At 43.9% G+C, this 23,439-nt stretch carries 25 protein-coding genes and 1 tRNA gene; 10 read left to right on the top strand and 16 right to left on the bottom strand.

Going from position 1 to position 23,439, the window contains the following annotated elements; translation table 11 throughout:
- The first annotated feature begins 200 nt into the window (after positions 1-200).
- The 3 genes from fabD (at position 201) to B0E43_RS29555 (ending at position 1,759) form a co-directional block, all read left to right on the top strand.
- Positions 201-1,076 (top strand): ACP S-malonyltransferase, encoded by an 876-nt coding sequence (fabD, locus tag B0E43_RS29565; RefSeq protein ID WP_077349092.1) that lies wholly within the window; start codon positions 201-203, stop codon positions 1,074-1,076.
- 118 nt (positions 1,077-1,194) lie between these two features.
- Positions 1,195-1,434 carry a hypothetical protein gene (locus B0E43_RS29560; RefSeq protein WP_077349090.1) on the top strand — a complete coding sequence of 80 codons (240 nt, stop codon included), beginning with the start codon at positions 1,195-1,197 and terminating at the stop codon, positions 1,432-1,434.
- On the top strand, positions 1,424-1,759 hold the full coding sequence (locus B0E43_RS29555) for a type II toxin-antitoxin system RelE/ParE family toxin (protein ID WP_077349088.1): 336 nt from the start codon (positions 1,424-1,426) through the stop codon (positions 1,757-1,759). Before B0E43_RS29560 ends, B0E43_RS29555 begins: the two co-directional genes overlap by 11 nt.
- Before the next feature lie 13 nt (positions 1,760-1,772).
- On the opposite strand, the gene folK is transcribed toward B0E43_RS29555, so the two are convergent.
- On the bottom strand, positions 1,773-2,258 hold the full coding sequence (gene folK, locus B0E43_RS29550) for a 2-amino-4-hydroxy-6-hydroxymethyldihydropteridine diphosphokinase (RefSeq protein ID WP_077349086.1): 486 nt from the start codon (positions 2,256-2,258) through the stop codon (positions 1,773-1,775).
- A 160-nt stretch (positions 2,259-2,418) separates the two neighbouring features.
- Here folK and sppA point away from each other — a divergent pair, with 160 nt between their 5' ends.
- Positions 2,419-4,185 carry a signal peptide peptidase SppA gene (sppA, locus tag B0E43_RS29545; RefSeq protein WP_077349084.1) on the top strand — a complete coding sequence of 589 codons (1,767 nt, stop codon included), beginning with the start codon at positions 2,419-2,421 and terminating at the stop codon, positions 4,183-4,185.
- Between the two features lie 78 nt (positions 4,186-4,263).
- On the opposite strand, the gene B0E43_RS29540 is transcribed toward sppA, so the two are convergent.
- Positions 4,264-5,157, bottom strand: coding sequence for a flavin reductase family protein (locus tag B0E43_RS29540; protein ID WP_077349372.1), 894 nt, complete (start codon positions 5,155-5,157; stop codon positions 4,264-4,266).
- A 148-nt stretch (positions 5,158-5,305) separates the two neighbouring features.
- Between B0E43_RS29540 and B0E43_RS29535 the strand changes: the two genes are divergently transcribed.
- Positions 5,306-6,154, top strand: coding sequence for an endonuclease/exonuclease/phosphatase family protein (locus B0E43_RS29535; RefSeq protein ID WP_077349082.1), 849 nt, complete (start codon positions 5,306-5,308; stop codon positions 6,152-6,154).
- Positions 6,155-6,172: 18 nt separating this feature from the next.
- Positions 6,173-6,619, top strand: a complete 447-nt coding sequence (locus B0E43_RS29530) for a DinB family protein (RefSeq protein ID WP_077349080.1) — start codon at positions 6,173-6,175, stop codon at positions 6,617-6,619.
- An 80-nt stretch (positions 6,620-6,699) separates the two neighbouring features.
- On the opposite strand, the gene pgk is transcribed toward B0E43_RS29530, so the two are convergent.
- From pgk to B0E43_RS29470, 12 genes are all read right to left on the bottom strand, one after another.
- Positions 6,700-7,899, bottom strand: coding sequence for a phosphoglycerate kinase (gene pgk / locus B0E43_RS29525; protein WP_077349077.1), 1,200 nt, complete (start codon positions 7,897-7,899; stop codon positions 6,700-6,702).
- 237 nt (positions 7,900-8,136) lie between these two features.
- On the bottom strand, positions 8,137-9,099 hold the full coding sequence (locus tag B0E43_RS29520) for an L-threonylcarbamoyladenylate synthase (RefSeq protein ID WP_077349073.1): 963 nt from the start codon (positions 9,097-9,099) through the stop codon (positions 8,137-8,139).
- Positions 9,099-9,803 (bottom strand): tetratricopeptide repeat protein, encoded by a 705-nt coding sequence (locus tag B0E43_RS29515; RefSeq protein ID WP_077349071.1) that lies wholly within the window; start codon positions 9,801-9,803, stop codon positions 9,099-9,101. Before B0E43_RS29515 ends, B0E43_RS29520 begins: the two co-directional genes overlap by 1 nt.
- Before the next feature lie 356 nt (positions 9,804-10,159).
- Positions 10,160-10,594: a thioesterase family protein gene (locus tag B0E43_RS29510; RefSeq protein ID WP_077349069.1), complete on the bottom strand. Its 435-nt coding sequence runs from the start codon at positions 10,592-10,594 to the stop codon at positions 10,160-10,162.
- A complete protein-coding gene (locus tag B0E43_RS29505; protein ID WP_077349066.1) occupies positions 10,594-11,145 on the bottom strand; it encodes an NUDIX hydrolase in 552 nt (183 codons plus the stop codon). Before B0E43_RS29505 ends, B0E43_RS29510 begins: the two co-directional genes overlap by 1 nt.
- The gene (locus B0E43_RS29500) at positions 11,138-11,740 is read right to left on the bottom strand and encodes a hypothetical protein (RefSeq protein ID WP_077349064.1); all 603 of its coding nucleotides are present in this window, start codon (positions 11,738-11,740) and stop codon (positions 11,138-11,140) included. The genes B0E43_RS29505 and B0E43_RS29500 overlap by 8 nt, the downstream gene beginning before the upstream one ends.
- Positions 11,733-13,655 (bottom strand): ATP-dependent DNA helicase RecQ, encoded by a 1,923-nt coding sequence (locus tag B0E43_RS29495; RefSeq protein ID WP_077349062.1) that lies wholly within the window; start codon positions 13,653-13,655, stop codon positions 11,733-11,735. Before B0E43_RS29495 ends, B0E43_RS29500 begins: the two co-directional genes overlap by 8 nt.
- Positions 13,656-14,429, bottom strand: coding sequence for an enoyl-CoA hydratase/isomerase family protein (locus B0E43_RS29490; protein WP_371454681.1), 774 nt, complete (start codon positions 14,427-14,429; stop codon positions 13,656-13,658).
- Positions 14,430-14,492: 63 nt separating this feature from the next.
- A complete protein-coding gene (locus B0E43_RS29485; protein ID WP_077349060.1) occupies positions 14,493-16,430 on the bottom strand; it encodes a ComEC/Rec2 family competence protein in 1,938 nt (645 codons plus the stop codon).
- 82 nt (positions 16,431-16,512) lie between these two features.
- Complete coding sequence (locus B0E43_RS29480) at positions 16,513-17,085, bottom strand: DUF3575 domain-containing protein (RefSeq protein WP_077349058.1); 573 nt, start codon at positions 17,083-17,085, stop codon at positions 16,513-16,515.
- A gap of 37 nt (positions 17,086-17,122) precedes the next feature.
- A complete protein-coding gene (locus B0E43_RS29475; protein WP_077349368.1) occupies positions 17,123-17,557 on the bottom strand; it encodes a GNAT family N-acetyltransferase in 435 nt (144 codons plus the stop codon).
- Positions 17,529-18,515 carry a PhoH family protein gene (locus B0E43_RS29470; RefSeq protein ID WP_077349056.1) on the bottom strand — a complete coding sequence of 329 codons (987 nt, stop codon included), beginning with the start codon at positions 18,513-18,515 and terminating at the stop codon, positions 17,529-17,531. The genes B0E43_RS29475 and B0E43_RS29470 overlap by 29 nt, the downstream gene beginning before the upstream one ends.
- 105 nt (positions 18,516-18,620) lie before the next feature.
- Between B0E43_RS29470 and B0E43_RS29465 the strand changes: the two genes are divergently transcribed.
- The 4 genes from B0E43_RS29465 (at position 18,621) to B0E43_RS29450 (ending at position 21,286) form a co-directional block, all read left to right on the top strand.
- Positions 18,621-19,391, top strand: coding sequence for an S-adenosyl-l-methionine hydroxide adenosyltransferase family protein (locus B0E43_RS29465; protein ID WP_077349054.1), 771 nt, complete (start codon positions 18,621-18,623; stop codon positions 19,389-19,391).
- Positions 19,391-19,690 (top strand): putative quinol monooxygenase, encoded by a 300-nt coding sequence (locus B0E43_RS29460; RefSeq protein ID WP_077349052.1) that lies wholly within the window; start codon positions 19,391-19,393, stop codon positions 19,688-19,690. Before B0E43_RS29465 ends, B0E43_RS29460 begins: the two co-directional genes overlap by 1 nt.
- A 110-nt stretch (positions 19,691-19,800) precedes the next feature.
- Positions 19,801-19,884: transfer RNA gene (locus tag B0E43_RS29455), tRNA-Leu, on the top strand.
- A 211-nt stretch (positions 19,885-20,095) separates the two neighbouring features.
- Positions 20,096-21,286, top strand: a complete 1,191-nt coding sequence (locus B0E43_RS29450) for an ATP-binding protein (RefSeq protein WP_077349050.1) — start codon at positions 20,096-20,098, stop codon at positions 21,284-21,286.
- Between the two features lie 26 nt (positions 21,287-21,312).
- Here B0E43_RS29450 and B0E43_RS29445 read toward each other — a convergent pair whose 3' ends face one another.
- Both B0E43_RS29445 and B0E43_RS29440 read right to left on the bottom strand, forming a co-directional pair.
- Positions 21,313-21,768, bottom strand: a complete 456-nt coding sequence (locus B0E43_RS29445) for a hypothetical protein (protein ID WP_077349048.1) — start codon at positions 21,766-21,768, stop codon at positions 21,313-21,315.
- A gap of 84 nt (positions 21,769-21,852) precedes the next feature.
- Positions 21,853-23,424, bottom strand: a complete 1,572-nt coding sequence (locus B0E43_RS29440; protein WP_077349046.1) for a solute:sodium symporter family transporter — start codon at positions 23,422-23,424, stop codon at positions 21,853-21,855.
- Between the last annotated feature and the right edge of the window lie 15 nt (positions 23,425-23,439).

Genomic DNA, 23,439 nt, shown 5'->3' with positions numbered 1-23,439 from the left:
AATTCCAGCCATACTGGCTTTTAAATCCCGAGGGGATAACAGGATTATAGCTTTAAATGTGTTTCTTATGTAGGGTAACCCCAAAGGGGTGACATCATTTTTATCGAAAATGAAAAAAGCGATTTCCCTGCAGGTCATCCGCTGCTAAAAGTGAGCAATTAGAAAAGCCTTATATTTGCACACAAACCAAAAATTAACGAATGAAAGCATTTGTTTTTCCGGGCCAGGGAGCCCAATTCCCCGGAATGGGAAAGTCACTTTATGAGTCAAATCCTGAAGCTAAAGCCCTTTTCGAAAAAGCCAACGAGATCCTTGGATTCCGCATCACCGACATCATGTTCGATGGAACAGAAGAGGAGTTGAAGCAAACCAAAGTCACCCAGCCAGCCATTTTTCTTCACTCAGTAGTCTTGGCAAAAACAACTCCTGATTTTGCCCCAGATATGGTGGCAGGTCATTCTTTGGGAGAATTTTCGGCTTTGGTGGCAAATGGAACGCTTGCCTTTGAAGACGGACTCAAACTCGTCTACCAACGCGCCTTGGCCATGCAGGAAGCCTGCGAAATCAATCCCTCCACAATGGCCGCCATCCTTGGATTGGCCGATGAAAAAGTAGAGGAAATCTGCGCCGAATTCACCGATGAAATCGTCGTGCCGGCCAATTACAACTGTCCTGGTCAACTGGTGATTTCAGGCTCAAACAAGGGAATTGAAATTGCCTGTGAAAAAATGAAAGCTGCCGGTGCGAAACGTGCGTTGCCTTTGCCTGTGGGTGGGGCATTCCACTCTCCATTGATGGAGCCTGCCCGTGAAAAGCTTCAAAAAGCCATCGAAGCCACACATTTCTCCAATCCAATTTGCCCTGTCTATCAAAACGTAAGCACCACAGCGGTAAGTGATGTGGCAGAGATAAAGAAAAATCTGATTGCCCAACTGACCGCTCCGGTCAAATGGACGCAATCAGTTCAAAACATGGTCAAGGACGGAGCCATCCAATTTGTGGAATGCGGCCCGGGAAAAGTCCTTCAGGGCTTGGTGAAAAAGATCCATTCAGAAGCCGAGGTTTCCGGATTGTAAAGTTCAAATCCCGCTCATAAGGCGGGATTTATGCTTTTCTGATATATTGATTTTCAAAAAACATCATTGGCATCCAAAACAATTCCACCTTATATTTATCTGACAATCTTGATTTCCCGTGTATTTGGAAAAAGAAAAAGTAACCATGAAACAGATCACACTCAATATCCCGGAAAATATGTATTCATTTTTCAATGAACTCATCCAGAAACTTGGTTTGGAAAAAGTGAAAGAAGTATCTGAAGGCTCAGAAGTAGATGTTTTAGCAGGAATTGAAGCTGGACTTAAAGAGGTAAAAGATATTGAAGAAGGCAAAATAAAAGGACGAGCACTTCATGATTTTTTGAATGAACTTTGATGTAATTGCAACTCCAAATTTTGAAAAAGAGGCCAAAAAACTTCTTAAAAAATACCCCTCTATCAAGAGTGACCTTCTTCTATTAGAGGAAGAATTGTCACAAAACCCAAAATTAGGAACTTCGCTTGGGAATCAAATTTTTAAAGTCCGCCTCAGGATTTCCTCAAAAGGAAAAGGGAAATCAGGTGGAGCAAGAATAATAACTTTTGTGAAAGTCGTCAATGAAAAAGTTTATTTGATATCTATCTACGACAAAAGTGAACTAGAAAATTTGAGCATGGAAATGATTCAAACTCTTCTGAAACGAATTGGCTTAGACCTATAAATAAACCCAAAAATTATTTCATCCAAGCCTTCACCTCACTTGGATCCTGACATTCTTCAAGCAACTGAGTCGAAGTCTTTTTTAATACCGGGTGTTTCCTTTCAGGAAAAAGTTCATTCAATGGAACAAGTACAAATTTTCGCTCCGGAATAAAACGATGGGGAATTTTCAAAAGATCTGAGTCGATCACTTTTTCCCCAAAATAAAGGATATCGATATCCATGGTCCGGTCGCCCCAAGGTTCTTCACGGGTTCGCCCCAAATCAGACTCGATTTCATGTATGATTTCCAGCACTTCCTCCGGCTCCTTTTCCGTGGAAATCACGGCAATTTGATTCAGGAAATCTCCTTTGGCCACACCTCCCCAGGCTGCCGTTTCGTAGATCTTCGAAACTTTAAGCAATTGAAATTGATCATTCAGTGCCTCAACGGCATGAAAAAGCAATTTTTCCCGATTGCCCTTATTTCCGCCTAAACTTAATACAACCTCAGTTTGCATCGCTTGTCACTTTTCGATTGTAAAGGTCATCCAAAAAAGGGTAATTTCGAGTTCAAAATCTAATCTTATGAAATCGAGCATGAGGATAAGCATCACTGATTTGGGTGATTATCAACCAGGCGAGATTCCATCTGACCATTAAAAATCAAATCATAAACAGATGAAATTTCTAGGCAATGTACTGGCCGTGATTGTTGGCTTGTTCATTTTTACGATTCTCAGCACACTTATCTTTTTTGGCATCATCGGTATGATAGCTGCTTCCTCAGAAAAAGAAGTGTCGGTCAAAGAAAACTCCATTCTCCATCTGAATCTCAACGGAAGGATGCTGGTGGAAAGAACCGCGGAAGATGAACTTGATTTGGGCGCATTCGGAAATCCTTTTGGAGGTGACATGAACGCCGGCTTGGTCAATTTGAAAAAAGCCATCCAGGAAGCGAAAACCAACGAAAACATCAAAGGAATCTACCTCAATACCGGACTGATCATGGCCGGACAGGCCAATCTATTGGAACTGAGAGAAGCTCTGATCGACTTCAAAGAATCGGGAAAATTCCTCATCACCTATGACGAAGCGTACAGTGAAGGCGGGTATTTTCTGGCATCTGTTGCCGATGAAATTTACCTTAATCCATTGGGAGCAATTGATTTCAACGGATTTTCCTCAGAAGGTATTTTCTTCAAGGGACTTTTCGAAAAAGTAGGCATCAAGCCGGAAGTTTTCCGTGTAGGTGAATTCAAAAGTGCAGTAGAGCCGTTCATTCTCGACAAAATGAGTGATGAAAACAGACTTCAAACTCAGTATTTCCTGGATGACATCAACAATCTGGCAGTCGCTAAAATTGCCGAATCTCGTGGCATTCCATTGGATAGCCTGAAAAAAGTCAATTCCGAAATGCTTGTTCGGAAGGCAAAAGACGCGGTTACCTACAAGCTCGCCACGGCTTTGGCCTACGAGGATGAGGTTCATTCCAAACTTCGGGAAAAACTTGGCCTGACTGAGGACGATGAGATCCCTACTATCAATGCAACTGATCTAGGTTCTTTGGCAAAATCGAAAAATATCACCTCCAAAAACCGCATTGCAGTCATTGTGGCTGAGGGGGATATTGTGGGAGGTGATGTAGATGGGGCGTTGAGTTCTGACAAATTTGCCAGAGAAATCCGCAAAGCAAGAAAAGACGAAAATATCAAAGCCATTGTCCTGAGAGTGAATTCTCCGGGAGGCTCTATTGTCGCATCCGAAGTAATTTGGAGAGAAATGACCGAGGCCAAAAAAGCTAAGCCACTGATTGTGTCCATGGGTGGAGTGGCTGCTTCCGGAGGTTATTACATCTCTGCTCCTGCCGATACCATTGTCGCCCAGCCAAACACGATTACAGGTTCCATCGGGATTTTCGGTTTGTGGTTTAATGTCCAGGAATTATTGAATGACAAGCTGGGAGTGACCACAGACGTCGTTTCCACAGGACAGTTGTCTGACTTTATGAATCCTACCCGAGAACTGACTGAGGTAGAAAGAACCATCATCCAATCAAACATTGAAGAAGGTTATGAAACCTTTATTTCAAGAGTGGCGGAAGGACGCGGAATGCATCCTGATTCTGTGAAAAAAGTGGCTTCCGGCAGGGTTTGGACTGGAACTCAGGCCAAAGAAAGAGGTTTGGTGGATGTTCTTGGAGGCTTGAATACTGCGATAGAAATCGCCGCTGGCAAAATCGATGCTGGGGACGATTACCGCGTTGTTTACTACCCTGAGCAGAAAACCTGGTTTGAGGATATCTTCAGCACCTTTGGAGACAAAGTTCAGCTCAAAATCCTTCAGGCTCAATTGGGTGAAAATTATTTCCTGATCGAGAAAATCAAAAGCCTTCAATACTACCACGGAATCCAGGTAAGAATGCCTCAGGATATTGTGATTAAGTAAACTTAAAAACTCCCCACTAGCTGATTAAAATTAGCTCCAACTCTCCAAGAGATTTCAAAATCTTGGAGAGTTTTGCTTTTATTGTTTTTGGAGCAAAAACTTCCAAGCAGTTTCCACATTTCCTTTCTCCAATTCCTCTTTTGCGCGGAGATGAAGGTGGTCAACCCAAGAGTCTGGATCGTTTTTAAACCGAACCCGCATTTCCCGGATTTCTTCAGAATTCGAAAATTCAGATATTTCTTCAACTGTTGGCAATACCATTACATTTCCAAGTCTTCCCAGATTATTTCCAGATAAAATCGGACTGTTTTTGATTTCATCCGGAATCTGATCCACACCGATTCCAAGATTGGTGAGCGGCTTTGGAATCTGGAATAGAGAATCCGGGGTGATTTTGGAATACCAACTTCCTCCCAATCTGGCGACAGGACTGAGTTTGTGAGGATCGATTGCCCCTTTTTCATCGAGAATTGATTCGCTGATATGCATGGCAACCACTTCGCAGATGACCAGATTGCCAGCTCCTCCTTCAGTGCCTAAGGCCTTTACTTCATTGACCTTGCACTCCAAGGCCACAGCAGCTTCTTTCACCCGGGGAGGTGAGATTAAATCCGACTTGACAGGTGTCAGGCCCGCTTTTACAAACTCATTGACGCCTTTGGGATATTCTGTGCTGGCCAAAGACATCTGTTCCACACGGTCGTAACCCACAATATGAATCACCACTTCGGGTACTTCCAGCACATTTTCCAAAGTATGTTTGACCGTCTTATCCCTCACCCTGCGGGAAGGGGAAAAAATCAGGATCGGAGGATTGGCGCTGAACATGTTGAAAAAACTAAATGGGCTCAGGTTCACATTTCCTGCTTTGTCCACTGTACTTGCAAAGGCAATGGGCCGAGGTGTCACAGCACCCTGGAGCAGATTCTGAACTTCAACAGTACTCAAGTCTTTGGGATAAAAGGTTTTCATATGTTTCATTTCTTTTTCAAAACCACATGGAATGCCCAAAATAATCATTCCCCTGTGTGAGAAGTTTTTCTTAAGGGCATTTCATCTGATCAAAATAGCATGCAATTTTAGTGACTCAAGCGTTTTCCCACGAAATAGTTCACGATTTATGTTCCAAAAAACAATTTCCACCCTGTTTTTAGCCATTGCCTTTATTTTTTGTTTTTCACAAAATCTGAAGGCACAAAGTCACAACCTGGCCACATTCAATGTCCGCTGGGACAATCCCGGAGATGAAGGCAATCTCTGGAAGGACCGTTTGCCTCATGTTGTCAGTTTGATCCAATTTCACAAAATCGGCCTTTTTGGAACTCAGGAAGGGCTTTCCCATCAGGTCAAACAAATGAGCGAAGGATTGGGCTATGAATATCTGGGAGTCGGCAGAGATGACGGTGCAGAAAAAGGCGAATATACTGCCATTCTTTTTGACCCAAAACTGTACAAATTGGAAGCTTCAGGAACCTTCTGGCTTTCTCCAACTCCCGAAAAACCAAGCAAAGGTTGGGACGCATCCTTAAACCGGATTTGCTCTTGGGGAAGATTCAAAGATCAAAAAGGAAAGAAATTCTATGTTTTCAATGTCCATTACGACCACATTGGGCAGCAAGCTAGAGAAGAGAGCAGCAAACTGGTCATGGCAAAAGTGAAAGAAATCAACACCCAAAATCTTCCTGCGATCCTGATGGGCGACTTCAATGTCAAACCGGACAATGCCGCTTATTCCACAATCATTGCCGATCCTAGGTGGAAGGATTCCCGGCTGATCTCAAAAATCCCTGCTTATGGGCCGAAAGGAACTTTCTCAGCATTTGACTGGGACCGAATGCCTGACGGAATCATCGATCACATCTTTGTTCAGGGTAAAATCAATGTAATCCGGCATGGAATTTTGACTGACAACTATGGGAAAAAATATCCTTCGGATCACTTTCCTGTGTTGGCAGAAATTGAGTTCTAACTTATTCTTCAAATCGCCATGGGTACATTCCAGGATTTACTGCTGAACATGATTGAGCAAAACAAGCTCACATGCTCCTTTGCGCTCGACCGTATCTCTCAGGATAATTCAACCTGGAGGCTGAATTCTAAAACCGCGAGCATAGGTTTTATTTACCAGCATATCGGAGAAACTATGAATTTGTTTGGGTACTTCTTTGGCGTCATGCCGACAGTTCCAAACACGACGATGGGTCAGGAAGATCAAGGACAAAACTTTGATCTGTCGGAAAGCAAGCGATACGTATCTCAAGGATTTGAAATGCTCGAAAACCTCGTAAAGACAAAAACCGAATCGGATTGGCATCGACAGGTGGACACACCATTTTTTGGGACTGTCCCAGAAATCCGACTGTTTTCCCATATTCTCTTTCACAATGCTCACCATGCAGGACAAATTGCGTTGACCCTTTCAAGGGGAGCATAAAAAAACTGGCCAGCTTTTCAGGTGGCCAGTTTTCAAAGACCTGCCATGTATTGAAAACCTGGCAGGTCTTTTTATTAAAATTATTCCGCCAAAGCAGCAACTCCTGGAAGTACTTTACCTTCCATGTGCTCCAGCAAGGCTCCTCCACCAGTGGACACATAGGATACCTGATCCGTGTATCCAAACTTGTTTACTGCAGCAGCAGAGTCCCCTCCACCGATCAGCGAGAAGGCTCCATTTCGGGTTGCTTCAGCTACATATTCAGCGATTGCTTTGGTTCCTTTGTCAAATGATTCCATTTCGAAAACACCCATTGGGCCATTCCAAAGGACAGTTTTTGATTCCAAAATTGTTTTTCCGAAAAGCTCACGGGTTTTTGGTCCGATGTCAAGTCCCATCCAGTTGTCTGGAATTTCACCGCTGGTGGCTACTCCTTGGTTGGCGGTATTGGAAAATGCATCCGCAATGACGGTATCCACCGGAAGGATTAGGTTGACACCTTTTGCCTTGGCCTTTTCCATCAATTCCAATACGAAATCAAGTTTATCTGCTTCCAGCAAAGAGGTGCCGATTGTTCCGCCTTGGGCTTTTGCAAAAGTGTAAGACATACCGCCACCGATAATGAGGTTGTCTACTACATCCAGCAAACGCTCGATAATCAGAATTTTATCGGCGATTTTGGCTCCCCCCATGATGGCTGTGTAAGGTCGCTCAGGGTTTCCCAAAACTTTATCCGCATTGACCAATTCAGATTCCATCAGGTAGCCAGCCACTTTATCCTTGAAAAATTCAGCGATTACAGCCGTAGAAGCATGCGCTCTGTGAGCAGTACCAAAGGCATCGTTGACATAGACATCACCCAATTTAGCAAGTTTGCCGGCGAAGTCCTTGTCACCTTTTTCTTCTTCTTTGTAAAAACGGAGATTTTCCAGCAAAAGCACCTCTCCTGCCTTCAAAGCAGCAGCTTTGCTCTCTGCTTCAGCTCCAATGCAATCCGAAGCAAACTGAACCGAAGTCCCCAAAGCAGCTTCAACTGCAGTCAGGATATGTTTCAAGGAATATTTATCCTCAGGCCCACCTTTTGGACGGCCCAAGTGCGACATCAAAATGGCGGAACCTCCGTCTTTCAGGATTTTCTTGATTGTTGGGACTGCAGCTTGGATGCGGGTATCGTCTGAAACGGAAAAATCTTCATTCAAAGGCACGTTGAAATCTACCCGGATTAGGGCCTTTTTGCCTGCAAAATTCAGGCTATCGACATTTTTTACAGTTGAACTCATAGGATTGGTTTAATAGATTTTGATTGGTTTTCTTAAAAAGAGCCTGAATTTATCAAAGATTCCTGCAATTGTTGACCAAATCCCATGATCAATTTGTGAATTCCTAAAATCAGTGGCCCGTAATCGATTGTTTGGATTGGAAAATTTCAAGATTGAAAAATTGAAAAAATATTGGAAAACCAAAATCTTAGCCTTTAAGACTTCTGCGCCTGTTTTCTGCAAACTGATCACTGCAAACTATTTGACAGCAGCCCGCTTCAATCGGTCGTTGATCGCTCTTCCCAGTCCGGTTTCTGGCATTAATTCCGCCAAAATCACGGCTGCATTTCCTTCATCCAGCGTTCGCATGGCAGCAAAAAGGTTCTTGGCTGCTTCGTGCAGATTTTTGTCTGCGCTTAATGCTATTTGGCTTTCAGGTTGGATCTCTGGGAAAAAATCCGAAAAACTCAACACGGCGAAATCGACCTTTTCTTCTCGATTTTTTACAATTAACTCCTTCAAATTCCCGAGAATAAAAGGCTTTCTCGGTGCATAGTGACTTTCCAAAAGTCCCGGTGCCTGAGGATTACTGCTGCTGTGGTCTTTTATTTTTATCGGACCAACGAGTTTTTCGATTTCAGAAATCTCCAATCCTCCAAGGCGATAAACCACGATTTCCTTCTCTTCCATTCCTACGATTGTACTCTCCAGTCCGACATCACAGGATCCGCCATCGAGGATGTATGGGATTTTTTGTCCCAACTGAGCCTCCACATGGGATGGAGTAGTCGGACTGATGTATCCGAACGGATTGGCGCTTGGAGCTGCCAAAGGAAAATCCAGAATATCCAACAAAGCCAAAGTCAATGGATGCTTAGGCACCCTAACCGCTACCCGATTCAAACCTGAAGTCACCAAATCGGGCACAATCTGCTTTCTCGGCAATAGCAAAGTCAATGGTCCCGGCCAAAAGGCTTCAGCAAGCACTTTGAGTTTTTCGGGAAAAGTCGTCACAAAATCTCCAACACGCTCCATAGAGGAAGTATGCAAAATCAATGGATCAAATCCCGGCCGATTTTTGGTTTCAAAAATCAAGGCAACAGACTCCGGATCCAACGCATTTCCGGCCAATCCATAGACGGTCTCAGTGGGAATTCCCACGAGCTCACCTTTTTCCAAAAAGGCTTTGGCCAAGGCTATGTCTTTGCCGATCTGAGCCATTACTCGCAAAAATCTTTAATCCAGGTTTCTGCTTCTGCATAACCCAGAGAAAGTGCCATTTTCAGATCAGCGCAACCTTCATTTTTTTGCCCTAAAGCACTCATTCGCGTCACTCCAAGAAGATAATAGGCTTCGGCATTTTTCGGATCAAGGTTCACTGCATTGGTCAGGGATTCCATGCCGTGAATGGGATCGTTCATACCCAATTCAGCTTTCGCTTTTCGGAATTGAGCTTCTGCCTGATTCGGGTTAGACTGCAGGACAGTTTGAAAATCCAAAAGGGCGTCTTCATACTCTTCCATATTTAGAAGTGCCGTTCCCCGATTGAAGTAAATGTCTGTTTGGGATGCGTCCAAAGCACTTGCAATGTTAAAATCTGCGAGTGCTTCCTTATAATTTTCGAGTTCCATTTTGGCATTTCCACGGTTAAACCAAGCCTTGTAACTGGTCGAATCCGCCTGGATGGCAGAATTGAATACCGGAATTGCTTCTTCAATTTTCCCCTGTTGAAAAAGAGCGACACCTTTGGCATTCAAAGCCTGGGCGTTGGTAGGATTTTTTTCCAAAAGCAGATCAAATGCCTCCACGGCTTCAGGCCAGGACTGGGCATCCATTTTTTCCATTCCAGCTTTGAGCAATTCTTCCTCACTTGGGCTGCAGGCGAAAAGGCTTACGCAGAGTAAACCCAAAATCCAAAGTTTCATCACAGGGTAATTTTTCGGCAAAGATAGGGAAAATGACTTGAGGAGGCTGCCAAGTTCATTGGCAAAACAGGGAAATCGCTTTTACCATTTTTGATAAAAATGATGTCACCCCTTTGGGGTTATCCTACATAAGAAACACATTTAAAGCTATAATCCTGTTATCCCTTCGGGATTTAAAAGCCAGTATGGCTGGAATTATTATAGGATCGATTGGCTAAGCATTCATTTAAACCCCGCAAGGGGTGATATAAATTTCAAAAGTGATTTCCCGGAATGGTAAAACCTTCAATTGTCCAAACTTGCTTTCTTGTGAGTGGGACCTGACTGCCATCAGGCAGGCACTCACAGTGGCAATACTAGGAACTTGCTAACTTCAATCTGTATTCTTCCGGGACCGAAACCGGCCGCATCGTTTTCATATCGACGGAGACCATGATGCATTTGCATTTGGCAAAAACATGGGATTCACCCTTGCTGTCGGTTCCGATGAGATATTGCTCCAAGTCAAAGGAGGAGTTGCCGATTCGGGTACATTTTACCAAAGCTTCTACTTTGTCTTCCAAATGAATCGGGCGAAGGTAATCTATCTCAATTCTGCCGACGACGGTTCCGATAGTCATCACATTCCAACCACAGACTTCATACAAAAAAACTGCCCTGGCATGCTCAAAATAGCTGAAATAAACGCCGTTGTTGACATGCAGGTAGCCATCAATATCCGAAAAACGGATCTGAACCGGGGTGGAAAAAGAGATTTGGGATTTTAATTCGGCAGCGTCTAGCACTTCCATCAAAGCACGATTTCTGATTTGCTGGTTTTTTCAAGCATTCGCAGGATGGAAGGATTGTATCCAATCATATCCACGACCGAATCAAAAGTAATCCAGGCCAAAGAAATGCTTTCGTCGCTCATTACCAAAGGCTCATTGATGTCCGCCTCGAAGAGGTACCGGACGTCGTAATGAAAATGCTCCTGCACGTGTGGACGTTGTGGGATGATATGCTTGTCCAGGTCAAAAATCGTGAGGTCCACTAGTTTCAGGGAGGTAAGTCCGCTTTCTTCGGAGGCTTCGTTCAAAGCTACTTCTAACAAGTCTTCATTGCCATCAGCATGACCACCCAGCTGCAGCCAGCGGCCCAACTTGCGGTGCAGCGTGAGTAGCGTATGGGTGCGTCGTTGGTTGACTATCCAGGCCGAAGCGGTGAAGTGCCCCTCCAAACGCTCCCGTTTGTAGGCTAGCGGATCATGGGTCAGTTCTGCAAAATCTGCAATAAATTCTGACTCTTCCTCGTAAGGAGTGCGGTAAATTTCGAGTTGGTTTCTAAGCGTAATTCTATCCATCTGAACGTTTTTCGAATATCCGATCCATCAATTGATCGAATGGTTTGGCATCTTGATAAAGACGATCGGAATATACCGTCGCCAGTAATTTGATAAAACTGGGCTTATTGTCAATACTCACTTTCTCCAACGCCACATTTCCATACAGCTGAGAAATCAACTCTCCCTCAGTTGGAACTTGAAGAGGAGGTTTGAAGTAAAATTTCTCGGTCACCTTCACCTGATCGTGGATTTCTTCAAACTTCCGATCAAGGCTGACTTGCTCATAACCCAAAGCTAAAATCCTTTGGCCAAAAGCCAAGAAAAGCCGGGAAAATGATTTCAGATCAAAAGGATCTTCAAAGGTCACCGCAAACCCATTGGCATAGGGTGAATCCAATATATGAACTTGCGGATGATCATTTATTCCGGTCCGTTTGAAGTGGTAGTTTTTGTAAACCAAAGCAAAAAATCGTTCAGCTTCCTCGGATACAACCCATAAATCAAGATCAGACTGGTCGATTTCACTGATTACAAAATTCTCCTTTACCTTCATCGGAGACTTTTCCGAAGGTTTAAAGACTTTATTGAAAAGCTCATCAAAGAAACTACCCATGAGATTTTAGGGAAAGGCTGTCATCTGAGGATTTATTCACCTGCCCTTGGTCAATCAACTCTCGGAGCAAACGGAGGTTCATGTTTGAACTGGGCTTTCGGAGCTTGGCAAACAAATCCTGCTCTGATAACCCTCCGCATTCTTCCAAAGTTTCAAGTATTTTCAGCTTGAGTCGTTCATCCCGGGCATCGGGACTTTTGCTTTTTCTATTCTCAATACAAACATCACAAACCCCACATTCTGAATCGGTCTTTTCCCCAAAATATTCTTGGATAAACTGTGTCCGGCAAATCCGCTTCTGTCGAGCGTACTCCACCATACTTTTGGCTTTGTCTAGAGTCAGTTCCTTTCTGGCTGCAATCCTGGAATGGTTAAAAGGAAGTTTGCCAGCATCATATCGATGGGTAAGAAAAGTCAGTTGAGGTTTGTCCTTGCGCTGGTCGTAATCCATCACTTCCAGTTTTTCCAAATCCAAAAGAAACTTCACGAGATCTGACTCTTTGATCTCAAGCGATTTGGCAAGTTTGCTTTCCTGGATTTTGATGTATTCTGAAAAAAGATTGCCCCCATAGGTCCGCAACAGCATTTTGACGATCGGATCAAGCTTTGCATACGCAATCTGCACTTCATAAAGACGACTAGGATCTACCCGGAAATGAACTCTGGATGGCGCGAAAAAACTCTCGTTTACCTCCACAAATCCTTCTTCCGCCAAAACTTTGAGGGCATAAAAGGTCTCCAAAACCGGCAACTCATACGTGTGACAAAAATCTGACAGATCAAAATCAAAGCTGCTGAGCATATTGCTTCCCACAGCCAGTTGGAAATAATTGGCGAGACACTGGTAGACCCGCTTCAAAAAATCTATGGGAGGATACACCAAGGCTGACCGGGTTAATACCTGCTCAAAATCCTGTTCATTTGCCAAAAGAACCGCAAAAGCTTTCTTCCCATCTCGCCCTGCACGCCCTGCTTCCTGATAATAATTTTCCAGGTTTTCGGGAAGATCGCTGTGAATCACCACACGCACATCCGGTTTGTCGATCCCCATCCCAAAGGCATTGGTACTGACCATGACTCTGATTTTATCAGCTTTCCAGGCTTCTTGCCTGTCTGACCGGTCGGAATTGGAAAGTCCGGCATGGTATGCTGAGGCGGAAATCCCAAGCTGCTTGAGTGCTTTGGCTATTTGTTGGGTAGCCTGTCGGTTTCTGACGTACCAAATGGCTGTCCCCGGTATCCTGTTCAGGATTTCGGTACCTTTTTCCAACTTATTTTCTACCAACCGGACGCTGTAGCTGAGATTTTCACGGGAAAAACTCTGGTGAAATTCCCAGTGGGATTTCATTTCCAGTTTTTCGATTATGTCCGCACAGACCTGCGGAGTAGCCGAAGCTGTCAATGCCAGTACATTGATTTTGGGATGGAATGCCCGAATTGCTGCGATTTCAAGGTAGGGAGGCCGGAAATCATAGCCCCATTGGGAAATGGAGTGCGCCTCATCCACAGCGATCAGATTCACATTCATCTGCCGAAAGCGTTCGATGAACAATTCCTGCTTGAGTCGTTCCGGAGAGACATAAAGGAACTTAAAATCCCCGTAAATGCAATTGTCCAGCGTGGTGTCGATTTCCCGATAACTCATTCCGGAATAAATCGCAGCAGCTTTGATTCCTTTTGCCTTCAGGTTATCAACCTGATCTTTCATCAGCGCAATCAAAGGTGAAATGACCAAACAAATGCCCTCTTTGGCCAATCCTGGAATCTGATAGCAGAGACTTTTCCCACCGCCTGTCGGCAAAAGCGCAAGCGTGTCCATTCCCTCCATCACCGAATCGATGACTTGCTTTTGGACAGGACGAAAATCTTCCAGCCCAAATACCTGCCTGAGAATCTGATGTAAGGTATTTTCCAATTACCAGCTGGGTTTGGTTTTGCTCAAAAAAGCAGAAATCCCTTTCACGCAATCCTGGTGACCCCGTGCCTTGGCATTGGCTTCTGCCGCCAAATCCAAGGCTTCATGACGGGCTTTTGCTCCAAGACTTCTGAGCAAACGCTTAGTTTCTGACATCGAAAAAGCTGAGTTCTCTGAAACAAGCATTTTGGCAAATTCGATTGTCCTTCTTTCCAAAAACTCAAGCTCCACTACCTCTGTGATCAGACTCAATTTTGCGGCTTTGGAAGAAGAAATCAATTCGGCCGAAAGGAGAAGTTCAGTCGTCAATGCCTGTCCTAACTTCTCTGAAAGAAAGACCGAAACCAAGGCCGGAACAAATCCAATCTTCACTTCGGTATAGCCGAAAAGTGCATTTGACGCAGCAAAAGCAAAGTCACAAACCGTTACCAGTCCACAGCCTCCGGCAAGAGCATGACCTTGCACTTGTGCAATGACCACCTTTGGAAATTCATAGATTTTTGAAAAAATCGATTTGAGTCGGTGACTATCGGCCAGGTTTTCTTCAAAAGAAAAATGTTGCATCTGCTGGATGAAATCCAGGTCAGCACCTGCACAAAAACTCTTTCCTTCGGCTCTTAGTATTACGGTTTTCACTTCTGGATTTTGCTCCATTTCCGAAAATGCAGCATCCAAATCACCGATCAATTCAGCACTGAGCGCATTTCTTTTCTCCGGACGATTGAGGGTGATAAAACCAATCCGATTTTCAATATGGGTCAGTACTGGATTCATGGAATTCATTTGGGCTTTGAAAGGATAAATTACAGGCTGCAAATCCGACTGCCAAGCGGGAGCTCAGAAAACTACCCGAAATGCACCATTATTTGCAAAAAGGGAATCGGAAACCGGCAATTCCTTTGAATCATATCTGGAAAGTTGGTCAATTCGGACTGGCTTTCCCGCTCCCCAAAGAAACAATTTTGTGCTGGGATCAAACTTAAAGTCCCAAGCTGGAAACCAAAGCATTGAGCCATTTTCCTTGGCTTTGGCAGAAATAGGAAGCTGAGGACGATTTTGAGCAATCCGATTTGGATCTATGGAAAAGCTGATCTGCTCTGATGGGAAATTTTCATTCCAGGAAAAGGACTTTCCCCCAACCTGAAAGTCCATCAAAATTCCTTTCTCCCCAGAATAAATCATTAGCCCCGCAGCTGGACGTCGGATCTCTCTAATCAAATGATCAGCTGACCAGATCAATAAAAGGCATAGGGAAAAGTAAGTTAGCTTCCTCCTGTCACCCCATTCCCAATTTGCCCAGATAATCAACAGGCCCCAAATCAACAGCATCCCCGAAAAGCTGATCGTAAGTCGTTCCAGATTTCCTCCCGGAAAAAGCTGTATAGCAAGTGTGATCCAGTTTTGAAGCCAAATCAACCCGCTCACCAGCCACCCAAGTCCGTCTCCCAAAATCGGAACCCAGCTCAAGGCTAAAAGCGGAATCCCCACTTGCATGACCAAAAAAGAAAGCGGAATAATGATCAGGTTGGCTATCAGGAAGTAAGTCGGAAAAATATGAAAATAGAGAATCGACAGTGGAAATGTGGCCAATTGAGCGGCCAAGCTTACCGCTGTCATTTGCCAGAAGTACTCAAAAAGCTGATTTGGTGGCAACCACCATCGAAGTATCAAGGGTTGTAAAAGTAGGATTCCTGCGACTGCCAAATAAGAAAGCTGAAACCCAACTTCGAAGATGACACCGGGATCCAATACAATCATGAGCATTGCCGAAAAGGCCAAAATATTAAAGGAAGATGGTTTCCTTTCTCTCAATTGGCCCAATGTGAAAAGTGAAAACATCGTTGCCGCTCTAATCACCGACGGTGAAAAACCTGTCAGAACAGCATAAATCCAGATCAAAAAAATCACTATGAGCAGGTAAATTTTCCTTTGACTCGACCGAAGTCGAATTCCCTTGAGCGGAAAAACCAAAATGGCGTAGATGATCCCGACATGAAGTCCTGAGACAGCCAGAATATGCATAGTCCCCGTTTCCGCGTAAGCGTTTTGAATTTCTTTATCCAGGTTTCCCTTTTCACCCAAAAGCAAAGCTGCTGCAATTTGCTGGGATTCATAATTGGGAACTTTCTCCTCAATAATTGACACCAATTTTCTCCGGAAATTCTCCAGCCAATACTTGGAAGATTCCACAGCCGAGGAATCGATAATCCTGAATTTCTCTCCGATAAACTGACGAAAATGGATGTCTTTTCTTGCTAAATAACCGCGGTAATCAAACTCATCGGGAAAAATCGGAGGAGGTATTTTCTCAGGTGAGCCGTTTACCAAAATCAACTGACCAGGAATGAGAGGTTCTCTTTTCTTATGATAAATCAAGATTTTTCCCTGTGAAGCTTTCCAGTCCACACTGTCCCGAATTGCGATGACATTGAGGAGATTCTCGGAGGAATTTGGTTTTCCGACATCGTGTTTTTCCACCCTAGCCAAGTAAAAATCGGCACTTCCAAGGTTTTCATCCACCAATTCCAGAGCTCTCTTTTTTTGGAATTCAGAAAGCAAAAAACCAAGGCAAAGGAGAATCCCAAAAGCAAAAAAGGCTGGAATCAACTTGGTGAAACTCTTTCGCTGAAAAATGAAATATCCATACAATGTCCAGAAAACAATAATCAAAACAACTGGAATTAAAAAGTGAATCTCCCATCCTTTTTGCGAAAGCAGGACTCCGGAAATTAAAATAGGCAAATACCTCAAAAATGGGAAGTCGGCAAATCTCATTGATGAAAAAATTAAAGACTTAAGTTAAAAAAAACAGGGCAAAAAAAAGAGCCCCGAAAGGCCCTTTTTTTGAGAATACAATTTAAAATCGGTAGCCCAGGCTAAAACCTGCATTGGGTTCTACCGAGGCGAATTTATCCGAAACTGCTTCGCTAAAGTTTCGGGCAATGCTGGCATAAGGTCCGAAAGCAAAATGCTCGGAAACCTCCCATTTGTAGCCGAATCCTGCGCCGATGATGAAAGCAGTCATGTCAGTGGTGGTCACTCCCCCATCGCCGGGTTCTTCATAATCACCAAATCTAAACTTCAGAAAAGGATAGACATGAAATCTTCCGTTCGGTTTGTTGCCGAAATAGAAATTCATTCCGGACTGAATGGAATTGGTTTTGTAAGTTTTTCCGTCGTTTTGGGAATTGTAGCCAAAGCGGTCATTGATGTGAAGCTGCAAATCCAAAGAATGGCTTTCACTCAGGAATCGCTCGTATCCTACTTCAAAAGATCCCAGAAGGATTAGATTAAGAAAGTTGAGCTTGATCTCATTATCAAAGGTTCCCACGTTTGGATTGGAAGTCCCCGAGGAGGAAATGACTTGCTGGGAAAAAGCAGAAACTGAGATTCCTATTGCAAATAGGGAAAGGAAGATGAGCTTTCTCATTGACTTTATTAGTTGGTTTTCGGATTGAGGACAAGGATTAGGCCAACTCCATTTTGAAGTGTTGGATATTACATTCTTCAAACATATCTCCGACCTTTTCAAAGCCGAATTTGGCGTAAAGCGGGACTGCGGTGAGCTGCGCATGAAGATATTTGGTTTTTCCTGTGGCTTCCGAAGTGGAATCCACGTCGGCCAAAACAGCTGCAACCAGTGCTTGTCCCACTCCTTTTCCCCTGGCTACCTCCAAGACAGCAAACCGCTCCATTTTCACACCGTTTTTGGTAAATCTCCAACGTGCCGTACCTACAGGTTTCCCTTCCAATTTTGCCAAAAAATGGGTGGAAGAATCCTCAAACTCATCGTATTCCTCTGCCGGATCTACCTCCTGCTCGATGACAAAGACGAGTTCACGGATTTTGAATGCTTCGTCCAGAGATTTTTTATCAGTTATTTTTTCGACTGTTGGCATCATGGCGTCTTTGTTCTTCATTCTCCTGATTGATCTCGTAGGCTTCAATGATTGCCTTTACGAGTTTGTGACGGATGACATCTTTTCCGCTTAGACTCACCACCCCAATTCCTTTGACATCCTTTAGAATTCTGAGTGCCTCTGCCAATCCTGATTTTTGCCTTACGGGTAAGTCGACCTGGGTTTGGTCACCGGTGATAATGACTTTGGAGTTGGGCCCCATTCGGGTCAAAAACATCTTAATCTGCTCACTAGTGGTATTTTGAGCTTCATCCAAAAGCACAAAAGCATCATGAAGCGTTCGACCTCTCATGTAAGCTAAAGGTGCGATTTCGATTACTCGCGTTTCCTGATAGTATTTCAGCTTTTCCGGTGGCACCATATCCTGAAGTGCATCGTAGATCGGCCTCAAATAAGGATCCAGCTTTTCCTGAAGATCTCCTGGAAGAAAGCCCAGATTTTCTCCGGCTTCTACCGCCGGTCGGGTAATGATAATCCGCTTAACCTCCCGGTTTTTCAAAGCTCGGACTGCCAAAGCGACTGCAATGTAGGTTTTCCCTGTGCCGGCGGGACCAAGAGCAAAAACCAGGTCATTGCTCATGGCTGCCTCGACCAGTTTGCGTTGGTTTGCAGATTTGGGTTTGATGACCAAACCTTTGTTACCAAAGACAATCACCTGATCTCTGTTGGCTTCCTCAAAAGGAATCCCTTCGATATCGAGGTAATCTTTGACGTTTTCGGGAGTAAGGTGACCAAAGCGATCGAAGTGCTCCAGCAGGAGATTGATCAGGTCATTGATACGCAAAATCTCGGGAGCGCCACCCTGGATCCGGATTTCGTTGCCTCGGGAAACGATTTTGCTCTGTGGGAAAGCCTGGGCAATTTGCCGTATATTTTCATTGGCTGTGCCCAAAAACTCAGCCAAGGGTACGTTTTCTAAGGTGATTACTTTTTCGACCAAACTTGTTTTTTGATTTAGGTTTACCTTGAAGGCTAAAGAATAAAATTTCTATTTTTGTTCACTCCCCCTCAAACAAAATTACACAATTTTAATAGACTTGCTTGTATGGCATTGGTGACATTCCTCTCAGATTTTGGGGATAAAGACTACTACGTTCCGGCCGTAAAGGCCAAAATACTTTCGATCAATCCACAGCTGAATATCATCGATATTACTCACAGCATTGAGCCTTATGATATTGAGCATGCGGCTTTTGTGCTTCGATCCACTTTTAGGGAATTTCCCAAAGGCACCGTACATCTGGTCGGAATCAACACCACCGGCCCAATGACCCAAGGCTACATCGGAGTGAAATTGGAGGAGCATATTTTTGTCGGACCAAACAACGGAATTTTGAGCCTTTTGGCTGATAGCGACCCCGGAATTTTGGTTCAGTTTGCGGATATTCACTTGAAGGACTCCACTTTTCCGACCCGAGATATTTTGGCTCCCATAGCCGCAAAGGTTGCAAGCGGAGCGGCAATCCATGATTTTGGCGGACCATTGACCAATTTCCGCAAGTTGATGTCCCGACAGGCAAAAGCGACTCGGGAACATATCATTGGCCATGTGATCCGAATCGACCGGTATGGCAATATGCTGACTAATATTAGGAGAGATGTTTTTGAAAAATTGAATCCCGGGAAATTCACCATTCAGTTTGGAAGGGAATCGGTTAACAAGATTCAGATGGGTTATGACCAGGTAGAGGCAGGTGACCCATTTGCATTCTTCAACAGTCTCGACATCCTGGAGATCGGGATTAACCACGGGGATGCGGGAAAACTCCTAGGTCTGAAGCAGGATAGTGTGGTCTATATTCACTTTGGAGGCTGATGTTGGTCCGGATCGTACGCATGACTTTTAGGCCGGATGAAGTGGAAGCTTTTCTGGAAAACTTCGAAGCCAACAAGAATTTGATCCGAAATTTTCCGGGATGCAGCCATTTGGAACTCTGGCAGGATCATTCTGAGAAAAATATTTTCACAACCTACAGCCATTGGGAAAACGAAGAGGCGCTAAATCAGTACCGTGATTCTGAGCTGTTTAAATCTGTCTGGAGCTTTACCAAGGCCCTTTTTTCGGAAAAACCGATAGCATTCAGTTCAAAAAAATTGCAGGAAGTCGGGAAATGAGTTTGTAGGAAATCTTTTTTGTTTTCATATTTGCAGCCCGTTCAGCAAGGAACGGGAAAACACAAGTCTGATTTGATCAGACCTGCCTGCGGTAGGCAGGTGCGTACCATGCCCAGATGGCGGAATTGGTAGACGCGTTGGTCTCAAACACCAATGAGGTTACACTCGTGCCGGTTCGACTCCGGCTCTGGGTACGCTTAAAAGCTCGCAGCAATGCGGGCTTTTTTTGTTTCGAGGAATTCAGATTTTGACTTTTCCAAAGTTTGAAACTTTAGAAATGTTCACCCTTCTACTTTCAGATTACATGATATATACCCATAAAACCATGTAATTTGAAAGTTAAACTTTCAAATTACATGGTTTTTAATTAATTTTCATGCAAATTGAAAGTTAATTTAGACTGTTATGATTCACCGAGCACTTGAAGACAAGCTAATCCAAGGTCTGAAGTCCATGCCAGTGGTGGTTATTTTAGGTCCACGCCAAGTAGGAAAGACGACCTTGGCATTGGAGATTGCCAAGCCCCTTTTGGATAAGCCTGTCCACTACCTGGATTTGGAGCTGGATTCCGATTTGGCCAAGTTGGATGATGCAGAAAGCTACCTCCGAAGATTTGAAAATCAGCTCTTGGTGATTGATGAAGTGCAGCGAAAGCCTGATTTGTTTCCGATCATTAGGGGATTGGTGGATATCCGAAAAAGAGCCGGAGAAAGGGTAGGTCATTTCTTGCTTTTGGGCTCTGCTTCCAAAGAACTGCTTCAACAGTCTTCCGAAACTTTGGCGGGAAGAATACGCTATCTGGAATTGCCACCCTTTTCAGTCACAGAACTGCATCAAAATGATCCACTCGGATTCAGTGTCGAAAAACTCTGGTTTAGAGGGGGATTTCCGGACAGTTATTTGGCTGATTCGGAAGAAGAAAGTTGGAATTGGAGGCATGATTTTATTTCTACTTATGTGGAAAAGGACATTCCTTTATTTGGCCCCCAAGTCCCTGCTACCCGCATGAAGCGGTTTTGGACAATGCTAGCACATTTCCACGGACAGCAGGCCAACTTGAGCAACATTGCCAAAAGCCTGGATGTAAGTCACACCACGATCAAAACGTATCTGGATATTCTCCAGGATTTCTTTATGGTGAGGCAGGTTCAACCTTGGTCAGGAAACACAAAAAAGCGACTAGTAAAAACCCCGAAAATCTACTTGAGAGATTCAGGATTGCTTCATAATCTGATGAATATCCACACGTTTGACCATTTGCTCGGACACCCAGTGGTGGGAGCAAGTTGGGAAGGTTTTTTGGTTGAAAATATCCTAAACAGTCTTCCTTCTTCATGGACAGCGAGCTATTATCGATCCAGCAATCAGGCCGAAATTGATTTGGTGCTGGAAAAAAGCAATCAGGAAGTCTGGGCTGTGGAGGTTAAAAGATCAATTGCCCCTTCGCTCTCAGCTGGATTTCACAGCGCTTGTGAAGACATTGGAGCAACGAAAAAAATTGTCGTTTACTCGGGAAAGGATCGCTTTCCCATGAAAGGGGAAGTTGAGGTGATAGGGTTGGTGGAATTTCTGAAGATGGTAAGAAGTACAGAATAGCTGTAAAATCTACTTCATTAGAAATCTCACTTTTCCTCCCAGTATTTTAGGCAGGGACAATATTCCTCTAATTCGCAGCCTTCAGGATTACCAGTACAATAGTCAAACCCGACAAAACCACCCTCAACGATTAAAGTGGGTTCGTCAAGAGTTGCAATCATTAGCTTATATTTTCTGTCTATTGGCAATGTTTTCGGGACATCCATACTGAGATTCCATGAAAACATCATTCTTTCGAAAAGTTTAACCAATGCTTTTAGCTCCCTCGAAGAATAGAAATCAACCGGAGGAAAATCTCCTGATTTCAATCCACAATAGTTCCCAAAAGTAGGTTCCTTATCCTTATTGAGCCATCTTTCGATTTCTGCAAAATGATCCTCTAATTCATCACCTGAGGAAACCTTCTTTTGGTTTAAAAAAAAATCTTTTGGCCTAAATGCCTTTTCAATGTCCTCTAAAAGGTGGATTGTGTAAGGGTGCATTATTATAAAGTTTTTCAGTTGCAGACATTAAGTTACTCAACTATAAACTAATTTCTAACTCTTAATTCCTCATTTTACACTTTCCTACCTCCCCAAAAACCAATAAATCAGCAAAGTCACCAGACAAAGCACTATTGAAAGTGGTTTTGCGTATTTCCATTCCTGAAGATTTAGCGGTCCTCGGGGACTCTCGATATGAGTCTTGGCTGGGAATTTTAAGCTCACCAGATACATCACCCCCAGATTGAGCAAAAATTCGATCCCCCAGATGTGGATGAAATGGAGCTTAACATCCATCGCAAAAGTGGTCAGCAGATAAAATGACAATCCAGTCACCAAACCCACTTTGGCACCCATAGCTGAGATTTTGGGAATAAAGAATCCGGCCAAAAGAATCGAAGCTATAGGGATAAAGAAGATCCCATTCAGCTGCTGCATCAATTGATACAAGCCTTCGGGTGCATTGGCTACCATTGGTGCAATCAGGATGGAAATCACCGCCAGAATCAGTGAACTAAGCTTCCCGACTTTAACCAACTTAGAGTCTGAAGCTCCCGGTTGGATGATTTTTTTATAAATATCAAGGCTGAAAATCGTGGCTGCTGAGTTTAACACCGAATTGAAAGTACTAAGCACAGCGCCCAAAACCACTGCAGCAAAAAAGCCAATTAGACTTAGTGGAAGGACTTTTTTAACCAAAACTGGATAAATAAAATCCTGATCGCCATAGTATTGTTCCCCGTAATAATAAAAGGCAATCACTCCCGGCAACACAATGATTAAGGGAATCAGGATCTTGAAAATCCCGGTGTATAGCAGGCCTTTCTGGGCTTCTGCCATGTTTTTGGCCCCCAAAGCCCGCTGAATGATGGTCTGGTTCATTCCCCAGAAGTACAGCTGATTGATCATCAATCCTGTGAAAAGCGTACTGAACGGCATGACAGAATCCTCTGCTCCGATCACTTTGAATTTCTCCGGAATAGTCTCGTACACCTTGCTGAGTCCTGCGGCAACATTTCCGCCTCCGATATCCCAAAGCGCAAAAACCGGAACCATTAATCCCCCGATCATCAGTCCGATGGCATTGATCATATCCGAATAGGCCACAGCCTTCAATCCTCCAAAAATGGCATATACAGATCCGATTACTCCGATGGTAATCACTGTCAGCCAGATTCCTTCTGACTTGCTGATCTGAAAAACCTCGGAGACATTGAAAATACTCTCCAGATTAATCGCTCCCGTATAAAGCACAATCGGCAAAAGTGTGAAAACAAATGAAAGCATCAGCAGCACCGAAACAATGGTCTTGGTCGTGTCGTCAAATCGAACCGCCAGATATTGCGGAATCGTAGCCAAACCCATTCTCAGATAAATGGGTAAAAAATACAAAGCTGCGATCACCAAAGCTATGGCTGAGGTCACTTCCCATGCGATGATGATCATGCCGTTTTTGTAGGCCGATCCGTTCATCCCGATCAAGTGCTCTGTGGAGATATTGGTCAAAAGCATTGACCCAGCAATCACGCCTCCTGTGAGACTCCGGCCTCCCAAAAAGTAACCATCCCTAGAGCTGAGATTCTCCTTTCTCAATTTGTACCAGGAAAAAAAAGCAACAAACAGCGTGAATCCTACAAAGGAAATGGCGGTAAGCATGAAATGGATTTTGGG

The organism is Algoriphagus sp. A40, from assembly GCF_002002735.1.
In the GTDB taxonomy this organism is placed as follows: domain Bacteria; phylum Bacteroidota; class Bacteroidia; order Cytophagales; family Cyclobacteriaceae; genus Algoriphagus.
This window is presented reverse-complemented; position numbering and strand designations above follow the sequence as displayed.